This is a genomic window from Micromonospora sp. NPDC005324 (assembly GCF_040607155.1).
Lineage (GTDB): Bacteria > Actinomycetota > Actinomycetes > Mycobacteriales > Micromonosporaceae > Micromonospora > Micromonospora trifolii.
The window spans coordinates 103,879-117,747 of the sequence record NZ_JBEXGE010000009.1 but is presented as its reverse complement, the minus strand read 5'-3'; the positions used below and the strand labels follow the sequence as shown (position 1 = coordinate 117,747).

General features: G+C 71.1%; 10 protein-coding genes. 3 read left to right on the top strand and 7 right to left on the bottom strand.

The genetic code is table 11. The features are described from left to right. Window positions 1–141 precede the first annotated feature (141 nt). Window positions 142–1,173 carry a 3-isopropylmalate dehydrogenase gene (locus tag ABZS40_RS12195; protein WP_354943343.1) on the bottom strand — a complete coding sequence of 344 codons (1,032 nt, stop codon included), beginning with the start codon at window positions 1,171–1,173 and terminating at the stop codon, window positions 142–144. A gap of 228 nt (window positions 1,174–1,401) precedes the next feature. Between ABZS40_RS12195 and ABZS40_RS12190 the strand changes: the two genes are divergently transcribed. After that, entirely contained in the window at window positions 1,402–2,244 is an 843-nt protein-coding gene (locus ABZS40_RS12190) for an FAD:protein FMN transferase (protein WP_354943342.1), read from the top strand. 411 nt (window positions 2,245–2,655) lie between these two features. After that, window positions 2,656–3,012, top strand: coding sequence for a hypothetical protein (locus ABZS40_RS12185; protein ID WP_091393184.1), 357 nt, complete (start codon window positions 2,656–2,658; stop codon window positions 3,010–3,012). Between the two features lie 75 nt (window positions 3,013–3,087). On the opposite strand, the gene serA is transcribed toward ABZS40_RS12185, so the two are convergent. The 5 genes from serA to ABZS40_RS12160 form a co-directional block, all read right to left on the bottom strand. Next, complete coding sequence (serA, locus tag ABZS40_RS12180) at window positions 3,088–4,686, bottom strand: phosphoglycerate dehydrogenase (RefSeq protein ID WP_354943341.1); 1,599 nt, start codon at window positions 4,684–4,686, stop codon at window positions 3,088–3,090. Between the two features lie 371 nt (window positions 4,687–5,057). Next, window positions 5,058–6,071 carry a ketol-acid reductoisomerase gene (ilvC, locus tag ABZS40_RS12175; RefSeq protein WP_354943340.1) on the bottom strand — a complete coding sequence of 338 codons (1,014 nt, stop codon included), beginning with the start codon at window positions 6,069–6,071 and terminating at the stop codon, window positions 5,058–5,060. Between the two features lie 91 nt (window positions 6,072–6,162). Further along, the gene (gene ilvN / locus ABZS40_RS12170) at window positions 6,163–6,678 is read right to left on the bottom strand and encodes an acetolactate synthase small subunit (protein ID WP_088946549.1); all 516 of its coding nucleotides are present in this window, start codon (window positions 6,676–6,678) and stop codon (window positions 6,163–6,165) included. Beyond that, window positions 6,678–8,558 (bottom strand): acetolactate synthase large subunit, encoded by a 1,881-nt coding sequence (locus ABZS40_RS12165; protein ID WP_354943339.1) that lies wholly within the window; start codon window positions 8,556–8,558, stop codon window positions 6,678–6,680. The genes ilvN and ABZS40_RS12165 overlap by 1 nt, the downstream gene beginning before the upstream one ends. A gap of 188 nt (window positions 8,559–8,746) precedes the next feature. Beyond that, complete coding sequence (locus tag ABZS40_RS12160; protein WP_354943338.1) at window positions 8,747–11,119, bottom strand: bifunctional diguanylate cyclase/phosphodiesterase; 2,373 nt, start codon at window positions 11,117–11,119, stop codon at window positions 8,747–8,749. Window positions 11,120–11,230: 111 nt separating this feature from the next. Here ABZS40_RS12160 and ilvD point away from each other — a divergent pair, with 111 nt between their 5' ends. Next, complete coding sequence (gene ilvD / locus ABZS40_RS12155; protein ID WP_354943337.1) at window positions 11,231–13,078, top strand: dihydroxy-acid dehydratase; 1,848 nt, start codon at window positions 11,231–11,233, stop codon at window positions 13,076–13,078. 97 nt (window positions 13,079–13,175) lie between these two features. Here ilvD and ABZS40_RS12150 read toward each other — a convergent pair whose 3' ends face one another. Continuing rightward, entirely contained in the window at window positions 13,176–13,736 is a 561-nt protein-coding gene (locus tag ABZS40_RS12150) for a phosphoribosyltransferase (RefSeq protein ID WP_354943336.1), read from the bottom strand. Window positions 13,737–13,869: the final 133 nt, after the last annotated feature.

Below are 13,869 nucleotides of genomic sequence, written 5' to 3'. Positions count from 1 at the left end.
TGCGGAACAACGGCATGCGGGACCGCACACCGACATGGCTGTGCCAGAAACCTACCCCGAACGGTCGTTAAGCGGGTAGCGCCGGTCGGGCTGACCGTGGCAGACCGGCCTCAGGGCCGGTCGCCGGGCGGGCCGGGGTGATCAGGCTACGGCGTGGGCGGCGAGCCGGTCGCCGACCTCTTCGGTACGCAGCGTCACGCCCGGAACCCGGCTGGCCAGCTCGGCGGCGACCGCCGCGTTGACCCGGGCGGCGGACTCGCTGTGCCCGAGCTGCTCCAGCAGCAACGCGGCGGAGAGCACAGCGGCGACCGGGTCGGCGATGCCCTGACCGGCGATGTCCGGCGCCGAGCCGTGCACCGGCTCGAACATCGAGGGGTACGCCCCCTCGGGGTTGATGCAGCCGCTGGCGGCCAGCCCGATGCCGCCGGTGACGGCCGCGGCGATGTCGGTGAGGATGTCGCCGAAGAGGTTGTCGGTGACCACCACGTCGTAGCGCTGCGGCTGGCTGACCAGGAACATGGCCGCCGCGTCGACGTGCTGGTACTCGGTTTCGATGTCCGGGTGCTCGGCGGCGACCGCGTCGAACGTACGCGCCCACAGCGACCCGGCGTGGGTGAGCACGTTGGTCTTGTGCACGAGGGTGACCTTGCGCCGCTCCCGGCGGCCGGCGCGGGCGAACGCGTCGCGGATCACCCGCTCCACGCCGTGCCGGGTGTTCAGGCTCTCCTCGGTGGCGACCTCGGCCGGGGTGTTCCGGTGCAGGGATCCACCGGCACCGGCGTAGAGCCCCTCGGTGCCCTCGCGCACCACCACGAGGTCGACCTCGCCCGGCTTCACGTTGCCCAGCGGGCCGGCGACCCCGGGCCAGAGCCGGGACGGGCGCAGGTTGACGTACTGGTCGAAGGCGAAACGGAGCTTGAGCAGCAGCCCCCGCTCCAGCACACCCGGCGGGACCGTCGGGTCACCGACCGCGCCGAGCAGGATCGCGTCGTGCCCGGCCAGCTCGGTCAGCACCGAGTCGGGCAGCACCTCTCCGGTACGGTGCCAGCGGGCGGCACCGAGGTCGTACTCGGTGGCCTGCACCTCGGGCAGCACCGCGTCGAGGACCTTGCGGGCCTGCGCGACCACCTCGGGCCCGATGCCGTCTCCGGCCACCACCGCGATCCGCGCCACGACCGCACTCCTCTGCTCAACGGTTCCGTTCGGGCAACGGTACGTCGCCGTCCCGCCTCCCGGTACGCCACGTCCACGATCTGGGATGCACGAATGCACAGCACCCTCTCAGCTGGGACTCATGGGGCGGTCATCTCCGCTGCGTACCGTGGTGCTCGGTGGGTCGCGGGGGCCCGCTGACCAACGGGGTCGCGACGACGTGGCGCCATGTGCGAGGGGGCAGATGCGATGCGCATCGACGAGCAGCCACGGACCCGCTGGCCGGACCCGTCCAAGTTCCGCAACCGCCGGCCGGACCTTCGACTCGGCAGCCGCCGGCACCGGATCGACCCGGCCACGGCCACCGAGGGCCGGATCGCGGTGCAGCACACCGTACGCACCGCGACCGCCGAGTACACACTGCTGCTCAACGCCCCCGAGTGGCTCGGCCGCCGGGGCGTGGGCGAGGCGCTGCGGGACAGCGTCGCCGAGCTGCGCGCCATCGACCTCACCTACGGCCCCAACCGACCGGAGAGCCTGGTCTCCCGGCTGCGACGGGGCGAGATCAGCCCGGAGTCGTACCCGCCGCTCGCCGATCTGGTGGACCGCTGCGCCGCGATGCGCGCGGCAACCGACGGGTGGTTCGACGCCTGGGCGGTGCCCGGCGGCTTCGACCCGGGCGGCCTGCTCGGCGGTTGGGCTGTGGAACGCGCCGCGGAGCGGCTGCGCGCCGCCGGCATCCACGACTACGCCGTGCTCGCTGGCGCTGACCTCGTCGTTCGGGGTCGCGCGCCGCACGGCGGACCCTGGAGGGTGGCGGTGCACCACCCGACCGCTCCCGAGCGCGCGCCGCTGGTGCTGGAGATGACCGCCGGAGCGGTCGGCACCTCCGGGGTGACCGGGCGGCAGGGGCACGTGGTGGACCCGCACACCGGCGAGCCGGCCGATCACCTCGTCGCCGCCACAGTGGTGGGCCCCGACCTGACGATCGCCGACGCCTACGCCACAGCGCTCTACGCCGCCGGCCCTACCGGCCTGGCGTGGTTCCGGGGCAACTCCGACTATCGCGCGCTCTTCGCACACCGTCGCTGAGCGGAACGTCGCCACACCGAGCCCGTCTCCCCGCGGTGCTCCGGCCCGATTCGCACCTCGGCCGCCTACCGCCGGCGAACCAACCAGGTCCCGGTGACTGTCGGCCGGTCGGGCCCGCGATCGGCCCCCACGGTCTCGGCAACGACAGTGGGGGCCGGTCAGCGACGAGTGCGCGTGGCTCGCACAACCGAGGGGTGCGGACCGGTCGGGCCGGACGTCGACCGCGCCACCCGAAGACGGGCCGGCGCCTCGAACTCGGCCAGTGACCGCAGTGCGTACGCTAGCGAATCGACGCAACTCGACGCAAGAGTCTCCACACCGGACCGTCGTGACCGGAGACTGCGGTAATCGGTGGTGACCGGCGGCGAGGCAGTTTCGACATGGTGAACGGCGGATGGCACGCTATCCGCCGTGAGTTTCGATCTGAGCGTGTGGGCCCTGGAGGACGGGGCGACGCCCGAGGACGTGCGGACAGCGGTCAACGGTTGCCGGCAGGGGCGGCACGTGGACCGCTACCCCGATCCGCGGGTGGTCAGCTTCTACCGGGCGATCACCGCCTCCTATCCGGACCGTCACCCCGGCCCGAACAGCCCCTGGGCGGTGGCGCCGCTGCACGCGGCCCACGACCACGTCGAGCTGAACCTGCACCCGACCTGCGCGGACCAGGTGCTACTGGACATCGAGCGGCTGGCCGGCGAGCACGGGCTGATGCTCTTCGACCCGCAGGACGGCTCGGTCTACCCGCCGCCGGCGCGGCTGCCCGGCTGACCTGACCGGCGGCACGGACGGGAAACGACGAGGGGCCCGGCGAATCGCCAGGCCCCCCACGGTGTTTGTCGTCTACTACTCGTCGCGCAGGTCGGCGGCGCTGGCCGCCGTGGCGCCGATCGACTCGGCGGCCGAGGTGAGCAGGTCGGCGCCGAGCGCCTGGTCGACGGTGAGGGTCATCAGCGTCTCACCGCCCGCCTCCCGACGAGCCACCTGCATGGCGGCGATGTTGATGCCCGACTCGCCGAGCAGGGTACCGACAGTGCCGACCACACCGGGCCGGTCGGCGTAGCGCAGGAAGAGCAGGATGCCCTCCGCGCCGATCTCCACGTCGAAGCCGTCCACCTCGGTCAGCTTCAGCACGTCCCGAGCGCCGGAGTGGGTGACAGTGCCGGAGACACTGACCGTCCGGCCGTCCGGCAGCGCGCCGCGTACGGTGACCAGGGTCGGCTGCTCGGCCGTCTCGGCCAGGGTGGCCAGGGTGACCTCGACGCCACGCTCGGCGGCCAGGTGCGGGGCGTTGACGTAGGTGACCTGCTCCTCGACCACGGAGCTGAACAGGCCCTTGGTGGCGGCGAGCTTGAGCACCGACACGTCGTGGCTGACGATCTCACCGCGGACCTCGACGGTGACGCTGGCGGCGACCACACCGGCGACCGCTGTGAACGCCCGGCCGAGCTTCTCCGCCAGCGGCAGCAACGGCCGAACGTCCTCGGCGACCACACCGCCGGCCTGCACGTTCACCGCGTCCGGGACGAACTCGCCCTGCAACGCCAGCTTGACGCTCTTGGCAACGGCGAGACCGGCCTTGTCCTGCGCCTCGTGGGTGGAGGCGCCCAGGTGCGGGGTGGCCACCACGTTGTCGAAGGCGAACAGCGGCGACGAGGTGCACGGCTCCTTGCTGTACACGTCGACACCGGCGCCGGCGACGCGGCCCTCGGCGATCGCGTCCGCGAGCGCCTGCTCGTCGATCAGCCCACCACGGGCGGCGTTGACGATGCGAACTGTGGGCTTGACGAGCGCCAACTCCTTCTCACCGATCAGGCCCACCGTCTCCGGCGTCTTCGGCAGGTGGATGGAGATGAAGTCGCTCTCCCGCAGCAGCTCCTCCAGGCCGACCAGGCGGACGCCGAGCTGCGCCGCACGGGCCGGCTGGATGTACGGGTCGTACGCAATCAGCCGGGTGCCGAACGCGGCGATGCGAGACGCGAAGAGCACCCCGATGCGACCCAGCCCCACCACGCCGACCGTCTTGCCCTGCACCTCGACGCCTGTGTACTTCGACCGCTTCCACTCCCCCGCCTTCAGCGCGCCACTGGCGCTCGCGGTGTTGCGGGCGACGGCGAGCAGCAGCGCGACGGCCTGCTCGGCGGCGGAGACGATGTTGGAGGTGGGCGCGTTGACGACCATGACGCCCCGCGCGGTGGCGGCCGGCACCTCGACGTTGTCCAGCCCGACGCCCGCCCGGGCGACCACCTTGAGTCGCGGCGCGGCGGCGACCGCCTCGGCGTCGATCTGGGTCGCGCTGCGCACGATGACGGCGTCGGCCTCGGAGAGCGCCGAGAGCAGGGCCGGACGGTCGGTGCCGTCGACGTGACGGACGTCGAAGTCGTGGGCGAGCACCTCGATGGCGGCGGGGGCGAGTTCTTCGGCGATCAGTACGACAGGATTCATCGGTCCTCGTAGAGGTCGTGTTTGCGATCGGCCCGGGCGGCGGGGCGCCGCACTGCGCCCTGCGCTGATCCGTGCCGTGGCCGTCAGGTGCCGGCTGCTGCACCTACAGGCGATCGTAGGGGCCCCGCTGGTCGGCGTGTTCCGGTCTTCGGGGTGAGTGCCCTCACACGCCCGGACATCGACCGTTCACCGCCCAGAAACGCGCCCCTCCCCGCGATCTTGCACTTCCTGTCGCGACGTAAGGGGCACAGCATCACAAATCGGCGTCCGAAAGTGCAAGATCGCCGGGGGGCAGTGTCGACGGCCCCGGGCGCACTGGGGAGAGCGCGCGCCGGGGCCTTCGAAAACATCGTCCGGACGAGCCGAACGGGTCAGGCGGTCTCGGTGATCGGGCGGTCGACCCAGCTCATCATGCCGCGCAGCTTCTTGCCGGTCTCCTCGATCGGGTGCGCCGCACCCTCGGCCTGCCACTTGGTGAAGTTGGGCCGGCCGGCCTCGTCCTCGGCGACCCACTCGCGGGCGAACTCGCCGGACTGGATCTCACCCAGGATCTTGCGCATCTCGTCCTTGACCCGGGAGTCGATGATGCGCGAGCCGCGGGAGAGGTCGCCGTACTCGGCGGTGTCGGAGATGCTGTAACGCATCTTCGCGATGCCGCCCTCGTACATGAGGTCGACGATCAGCTTCAGCTCGTGCAGGCACTCGAAGTAGGCGACCTCCGGGGCGTAGCCCGCCTCGGTGAGCACCTCGAAACCGGTCTGCACCAGCGCCGAGGCGCCGCCGCAGAGCACCGCCTGCTCGCCGAAGAGGTCGGTCTCGGTCTCCTCGGTGAAGGTGGTCTTGATCACGCCGGCCCGGGTGCCGCCGATCCCCTTGGCGTACGCGAGGGCGAGCGCGAGCGCGTTGCCGCTGGCGTCCTGCTCGACGGCGACGAGACAGGGCACGCCCTTGCCGTCGCTGTACTGGCGGCGGACCAGGTGGCCGGGGCCCTTGGGCGCGACCATCGCCACGTCCACCTCGGCCGGCGGCTTGATCAGGCCGTACCGGATGTTGAAGCCGTGGCCGAAGAAGATCGCCTTGCCGGGGGCGAGGTGCGGGGCGATCGACTCCGCGTAGATCCCGCGCTGGGCGGTGTCCGGCGCGAGCACCATGATCAAATCAGCCTCGGCGGCGGCCTGCGCGGGCGTGACCACCCGCAGGCCCTGCTCCTCAGCCTTCGGACGGCTCTTGGAGCCCTCCGGCAGACCGATCACCACGTCGACGCCGGAGTCACGCAGCGACAGCGCATGGGCGTGGCCCTGGCTGCCGTAACCGATCACAGCGACCTTCTTGGCCTGGATCAGGCCGAGGTCGGCATCGTCGTCGTAGTACACCTCAACGCTCATGAGAACTTCCCTTTCGTACGACGGCCGGGGCGGCCCGTCGTGGTCTGTGCGGATGAATTCCCGGACGGCCGGCCGAGGGCCGACCGGCGGGTCAGGCGGCCCGCAGCGCGGGACCGGCGGTGATCGAACGCGAGCCGCGCCCGATGGCCACCAGCCCGGACTGGACCATTTCCTTGATGCCGAACGCCTCAAGGTCGCGCAGCAGCGCGTCGAGCTTGTCCGGGGTGCCGGTGGCCTCGATGGTCAGCGTGTCCGGTGCGACGTCGACCACCCGGGCGCGGAACAGGTTGACGGTCTCCAGCACCTGCGACCGCGCGGACCGGTCGGCGCGAACCTTCACCAGCAGCAACTCCCGGGCGACCGAGACCTGCGGATCCAGCTCAACGATCTTGAGCACGTTGACCAGCTTGTTCAGCTGCTTGGTGACCTGCTCCAGTGGGGACGACTCCGCGTTGACCACGATGGTGATCCGGGAGACGTCCGGGTTCTCGGTCTCGCCGACAGCGAGGCTGTCGATGTTGAACCCGCGCCGGGAGAACAGGCCGGAGACCCGGGCGAGCACGCCAGGCTTGTTCTCCACCAGCACGGACAAAGTGTGCATCGTCATTAAATGTCATCCTCGTCGAAGACCGGGCGGACGCCGCGGGCGAACATGATCTCGTCGTTGCTGGTGCCGGCGGCGACCATCGGCCACACCATCGCGTCCTTGCCGACCACGAAGTCGATCACCACGGGCGCGTCGTTGATCTCCATGGCGGCGGCGATGGTCTTGTCCACGTCGTCGGCGCTCTCGCACCGCAGCCCGACACAGCCCAGGGCCTCGGCGAGCTTGACGAAGTCCGGGATGCGGTGCTTGTGGGTGCCGAGCTCGGTGTTGGAGTAGCGCTCGTTGTAGAAGAGCGTCTGCCACTGCCGGACCATGCCGAGGTTGCCGTTGTTGATGACGGCGATCTTGACCGGGATGCCCTCCAACGCGCAGGTGGCCAACTCCTGGTTGGTCATCTGGAAGCAGCCGTCCCCGTCCACCGCCCAGACCACGGTGTCCGGCTTGCCGACCTTGGCGCCCATCGCCGCCGGAACCGCGTAGCCCATCGTGCCGAGGCCGCCGGAATTCAACCAGGTGTACGGCTTCTCGTAGGAGATGAACTGCGACGCCCACATCTGGTGCTGGCCCACCCCGGCCACGAAGATCGCGTCCGGGCCGACGATCTCGCCCAGCCGCTTGATGACGTACTGCGGGGACAGGGTCCCGTCGACCGGCTCGTCGTAGCCCAGCGGGTAACGGTTGCGCAGGTCGTCCAGCTGCGTCCACCAGTCACCGAGGTCGGCGGTACGCCCCGCCGAACGCTCGGCGGTGACCGCGGCGATCAGCTCGTCGATGACGTGCTTGGCGTCGCCGACGATCGGCACGTCCACGTGCCGGTTCTTGCCGATCTCGGCGGGGTCGATGTCCGCGTGGACCACTGCCGCGTCCGGAGCGAACGAGTCCAGTTTGCCGGTGACCCGGTCGTCGAAGCGTGCGCCCAGCGCGACGAGCAGATCCGCCTTCTGCAGGCCGTAGACCGCGGCGACGGTGCCGTGCATGCCGGGCATCCCGAGGTGCTGCTGGTGCGAGTCGGGGAACGCGCCGAGCGCCATGAGCGTGGTGACGACGGGGATGCCGGTCAGCTCCGCCAGCCGGCGCAGCCCGTCGGTGGCACCGGCCTTGAGCACCCCGCCGCCGACGTAGAGCACCGGCCGTCGGGCCGCGGCCATCAACCGCGCCGCCTCCCGGATCTGCTTGCCGTGCGGGTGCAGGGTGGGCCGGTAGCCGGGCAGGTCCAGGGTGGGCGGCCAGGAGAAGGTGGTCGGCGCCTGGAGCACGTCCTTGGGGATGTCGACCAGCACCGGGCCGGGTCGCCCGCTGCTGGCCAGGTGGAACGCCTCGGCCAGCACCCGGGGGATCTCCTCGGCGTTCTGCACGAGGAAGTTGTGCTTGGTGATCGGCAGGGTGATGCCCTGGATGTCCGCCTCCTGGAAGGCGTCGGTGCCGATCGACGGGCTGGCCACCTGCCCGGTGATCGCCACCATCGCCACCGAGTCCATGTACGCGTCGGCGATCGGGGTGACCAGGTTCGTCGCACCCGGGCCGGAGGTGGCGATGCAGACGCCGACCTTGCCGGTGGCCTGCGCATAGCCGGTCGCCGCGTGCCCCGCGCCCTGCTCGTGCCGCACCAGGATGTGCCGGACCGTCGAGTCGTAGAGCGGGTCGTACGCCGGCAGGATCGCGCCGCCCGGAATGCCGAAGACGACGTCGACCTCGAGCGCCTCAAGGGACCGCACGAGCGAGCTGGCACCCGAGATCGGGGTCGCGGCGGCGGGCCGTACCGCCGGGACGGCCGGGGTGCCCGTGCGCGTGGCGGCCTGGTCGACGTCGACTGTCGGGTCGGCGGCCGCGCGGGCCCGGCGGGCGGTGTGGGCGAGGGTCTCGGGCGTGGGTCTCGTCATGGCGGTTCTGGCCTTCGGCTGGAGTGGCTGGTGGCTAGTCAAGCGATGCGACGCGGGCGCGGCCCGCTTCGCCAGGTTCCGATGGCAATAAAAACGGCCCTCGTGCAGATGCACGGGGCCAGCGCACTCTCGGTGAGGGAGAGTGCGCTCAGGTAAGTACTCGCAGCGACCGGTACGACGACATGCGGCTAAGCCTGACGCATCTCACGCGATGAGTCAACTGATCCCACATGTTGGTTAACGGAGGTCGGCGCGTCGGCCGGCGACGCGCCATCGGCAGGCGTGGTGAGCTGCCCGGAACCGCCCGGAGCGCGACGTGGCGCGGGCACCGGAGCGGGACGCGCGCCCGGGGACGTGGCTGCCTCCAGCATCGCCTCCAGGTGCTCGGCCGGCACCCCCCAGCCGAAGAGAGCGCCCTGGCCGAAGCGGCAACCGGCGGCCACCACCGCGGCCAACTCGGTCGGGGTGGTCACCCCCTCGGCGATCACCTCCAGCCCCAACTGGTGGCCCAGGCGCATGACGATGTCGACCATCGGGGCGAACGCCGGGCCGTCCTGGCCGACCGGATGAACCGGCTCGTGCTCGGCGACCAGACTGTGGTCGATCTTGAGAATGTCGATCGGCAACCGGCGCAGCTGCCCCAGCGACGAGTAGCCGGCCCCGAAGTCGTCCAGCGCGATCCGGACACCGGTCAATCGCAGCGCGGTGAGCCGCCGGATCAGCTCGTCCAGGTCGGTGGCGACCGCGTGCTCGGTGACCTCCAGCACCAGCCGCTGCGGCGGCACGTGGTGGGCGCGCAGCGCCTCGGCGACCTGGACCACGTACTCCGGGGCGTGCAGCTCGCGTGGGGAGACGTTTACCGACACCCAGACGTCGTGGCCGTCCGCCAGCCATCGGGAGAGCTGGTAGCAGGCCTGATGCAGCACCCAGGCGCCGAGCGGTGCGATCATGCCGCACTCCTCGGCGAGCGGGATGAACTCGTCCGGACGCACGTTGCCCAGCTCAGGATGGTGCCAACGGAGCAGCGCCTCGGCGCCGACAGGCCGCACCGACGGCAGCGACGCCACCGGCTGGAACGCCAGCCGCAGCTCGTCGCGGTCGATGGCCCCGCGCAGCTCGTGCTCCACCGTCGTACGCCGGCGCAGCAGCAGGTCGTACGCGGCGTCGTACCGCTCGATGCGGTTCTTGCCACGCTGCTTGGCGTAGCGCAACGCCAGGTCGGCGTGGCGCAGCAGCAGCTCCACGTCCGGCTCGTCGGCCCAGTCGGCCACCCCGATGCTCACCGACAGGAAGACCGGCCCCTCCGGCTGGTCGTAGGGGCGGTTGAGCACCCCGAGGAGCCGTTCGGCGACCCGGTCCGCCTCGACCGGGCGGCCCCGCATGAGCACGGCGAACTCGTCGCCACCCAACCGGGCGGCCACGTCGCCGGGGCGCAGGTTGCCGCGCAGCCGCCGGCCCACCTCGGCCAGCACGGCGTCGCCCACGTCGTGGCCCCGCATGTCGTTGACGTTCTTGAAGCCGTCCAGGTCAAGGCCGAGCAGCACACACGGGTTGTGGTCCGCGGCGTTGCGGTGCAGCGCCCGAAGCAGCCCTCGCCGGTTGGCCAACGACGTCAGCGGATCGGTGTGCGCCAGCTCACGGAAGTGCGCCTCCCGCTCGGCCAGGCGGCCCGCGTACCCCCGGACGTCGCGCAGGGTGAGGTACTGCCGTGCCACCAGGGCGAAGCCCTCCACACTGCCGGCCACGATGCCCGCCGCGGTGAACTTGCCGTCCTGGGCGAGGTGGTACATCGCCGAGGCGGCCATCGCCAGCATCGGGGCGATCGCGTACTCGCCGTCGCTCCCGACCAGGTCCAGGTCGACCTGCCCCGGCCGGTCGGCCCGGTACACCGCGAGCGCCACGGTCAGCAGGCCGGCGGCGAGCACCGCCGCACCGGTCAGCGCCATTGTCGGCCCGGCCTGGCAGAGCCCGGCGCTCAGACCCAGCCCGCCGCAGGTCACCGCGCTGATGCCGGCGCCCAGCGCGGCGAGCCGCCGACGTGGGGTGGCGGCCCGGAAGACGATGATCACGACGAGCCCGGCACCGAGCGCGGCGCTCACGGTGGCCACCAGGATCGCCGGGCAGGCCATCGGGGTGGCGGCACCGAGCAACCGGGTGGGCTCGGAGAAGAGCACCCAACCGACGAACCACAGCGCCGCCGCCATGACCAACCCGTCCAGGGCGAGCCGGGCCGTTCCCGCCGCGGTGGCGGCCACCCCGGGCAGCCGGAGCAGACCAGCGGCGAAGGCCAGCCCGCTCACCGCCGTGCCGATCGCCACCACTGTCGCCCAACCGGTGCGCTGAATCTGCTCGTGGGCCCAGTGGTCGTTGGCGCTGAGCGCGGCGAGCACCCCGGTCAGGAGGCTGAGCAGCGCACCTCCGGCGGCCGCCGCGAGCAGCACGTGCGCCGGTCGACGCCGCCCCGTCCGCCGCCGGGCGACGGCGGTCAGCAGCACGACGGCCACCGCGGCGACGAGCCCGCTGAGCGCCGCGACAGCGACCATGCCCGGTGGAAAATGCACGCCTCCAAGAGTGCCGGATGGGCGCACGTCATGGGGGGCTGAGTGTGCATCTGTTGGGACACGGCAGATACCCGGGTGGGCCGGCGGGCCGACGGTGTCATGCTGGTATGTATGCCTGAGCTGCGGTCGAGGACCTCCACACACGGTCGGACGATGGCCGGCGCCCGGGCCCTCTGGCGGGCCACCGGGATGACCGACGACGATTTCGGCAAGCCGATCGTCGCCATCGCCAACAGTTTCACCCAGTTCGTGCCTGGTCACGTACACCTCAAGGACATGGGTGGCCTGGTCGCCGACGCGGTCGCCGAGGCCGGCGGGGTGGGTCGGGAGTTCAACACCATCGCAGTCGACGACGGCATCGCGATGGGCCACGGCGGCATGCTCTACTCGCTGCCCAGCCGTGAGCTGATCGCCGACGCGGTCGAATACATGGTCAACGCGCACTGCGCGGACGCCCTGGTCTGCATCTCCAACTGCGACAAGATCACCCCCGGCATGCTGCTGGCCGCGTTGCGGCTCAACATCCCGACCGTCTTCGTCTCCGGCGGCCCGATGGAGGCCGGCAAGACGATGGCGATCGAGGGAGTCGTGCACAGCAAGATCGACCTGATCGACGCGATGATCGCCTCCTCGAACGAGGCGGTCACCGACGAGCAGCTCGGTGAGATCGAACGGTCCGCCTGCCCGACCTGCGGCTCCTGCTCCGGCATGTTCACCGCCAACTCGATGAACTGCCTCACCGAGGCGATCGGGCTCGCGCTGCCCGGCAACGGCTCGACGCTGGCCACCCACGCCGCCCGCCGGTCGCTCTTCGTCGAGGCCGGCCGGACCGTCGTGGAGATCTCCAAGCGGTGGTACGACGGCGACGACGACTCGGTGCTGCCGCGTAATGTCTCCTCCAAGGCCGCCTTCGAGAACGCTGTCGCCCTGGACGTGGCGATGGGCGGCTCCACCAACACGGTGCTGCACCTGCTCGCCGCCGCCCGCGAGGCGGAGATGGACTTCGGCGTCACCGACATCGACGCGATCTCCCGGCGGGTGCCGTGCCTGGCCAAGGTCGCGCCGAACTCGCCGAACTACCACATGGAGGACGTGCACCGGGCCGGCGGCATTCCGGCGATCCTCGGCGAACTCGACCGGGCCGGGCAGCTCAACCGCAACGTGCACGCCGTGCACTCCCCCTCGCTGGCGCAGTGGCTGACCGACTGGGACGTGCGCGGTGGCTCCCCCACCCCGACGGCCGTCGAGTTGTTCCACGCCGCACCCGGTGGGGTGCGCACCGTCGAGCCGTTCTCCACCACCAACCGGTGGTCGTCGCTGGACACCGACGCGGCCGGCGGCTGCATCCGGGACCGCGAGCACGCCTACTCCGCCGACGGTGGGCTGGCCATCCTGCACGGCAACCTGGCGCCCGAGGGCAGCGTGGTGAAGACCGCCGGTGTGCCGGACGACTGTCTGACCTTCCATGGCCCGGCGAAGGTCTACGAGTCGCAGGACGACGCGGTGACAGCGATCCTCGCCAAGCAGGTGGTCGCCGGGGACGTCGTGGTGATCCGGTACGAGGGGCCCAGGGGCGGCCCCGGCATGCAGGAGATGCTCTACCCCACCTCGTTCCTCAAGGGACGCGGGCTGGGCCGCTCCTGTGCGCTGCTCACCGACGGCCGTTTCTCCGGTGGCACCTCCGGGCTCTCCATCGGGCACGTCTCCCCCGAGGCGGCCTCCGGCGGGCTGATCGCCCTGGTCCGCGACGGCGACGAGGTCGTCATCGACATCCCGGGCCGGTCGATCAAGCTGAACGTGCCCGCCGAGGAGCTGGAGGCACGACGGGTGGCCGAGGAGAAGCGCGACAAGCCGTACACCCCGACCGATCGGCAGCGCCCGGTGTCGGCGGCGCTGCGCGCGTACGCCTCGATGGCCACCTCGGCCAGCGACGGCGCCTACCGCCGCGTCCCGGAGTAACCACCCGGCCCTGCCCGCACCGCCAAATTCCGCCAGGAAGCTGACCCGAGCGGACAGCCCGGATCCCGAAGGCGAGTCTGCTACCGGAGGTCTCCGCTCATCGTTCTACAGCGCACTTAGTCAGGTCGAACATCGGATCCTCGATCGCCTTCAGCAGCGGTCGGGATGCCACATGCTCCGGCCTGATGTGTCGCCCGAGCACCACGACCGCCACCGACGGCGCGCCAGCGCTCTTCAACGCGTACGCCAGCGACTGCGCCCGGGAACCGGTTGTCCAGGTGTCGTCTAGGACCAGCGGCCGAACGCTGACGCTCTCGACCGGAAGCTGGACAGTGAACCAGTCGCGCTGGAACGTCCGCGTCTCAGATCCGTGGCGGGGATTGGACAGCGCCGTGAGCCACGGCAGTCCAAGACGATCGCCGATCAGATCCTGCAGGGGGTGCGGATGAGGGTGGCCCCGGGTGCTCGGCACGACCACCACGTGGGTCGGCGCACCGCCCATCCGATGAGCGATGCAGTCGAGGTGCCGCTGCAGGAACAGCAACAGCAGTGCGAGCAGATTCCACCTAGCCTGGGCCGACCCCGGCTTGGACTTGTACAAGCGCAGGTGGTGGTGATGCTGACCGGTACGCGGCGAGTAAGCGATCGGAGCGACCACGTCGGCGAGCAGGCCACCAGACGCCGTCTGGTGTTCCTGGCAGGGGTAGCAGTAGTCGAACCCGGGAGTGCGGACACCGCGACACGTCGGGCAGATCCAGGAAAGGGTGGGCAGGGGATTTCGAAGGAAGTTC

Excerpts from the sequence above, each read along its gene's own strand:
- ABZS40_RS12190 (WP_354943342.1), top strand. The coding sequence starts at position 1,402 with ATGCGCATCGACGAGCAGCCACGGACCCGCTGGCCGGACCCGTCCAAG.
- serA (WP_354943341.1), bottom strand. The coding sequence starts at position 4,686 with ATGAATCCTGTCGTACTGATCGCCGAAGAACTCGCCCCCGCCGCCATC.
- ilvC (WP_354943340.1), bottom strand. The coding sequence starts at position 6,071 with ATGAGCGTTGAGGTGTACTACGACGACGATGCCGACCTCGGCCTGATC.
- ilvN (WP_088946549.1), bottom strand. The coding sequence starts at position 6,678 with ATGACGATGCACACTTTGTCCGTGCTGGTGGAGAACAAGCCTGGCGTG.
- ABZS40_RS12165 (WP_354943339.1), bottom strand. The coding sequence starts at position 8,558 with ATGACGAGACCCACGCCCGAGACCCTCGCCCACACCGCCCGCCGGGCC.
- ilvD (WP_354943337.1), top strand. The coding sequence starts at position 11,231 with ATGCCTGAGCTGCGGTCGAGGACCTCCACACACGGTCGGACGATGGCC.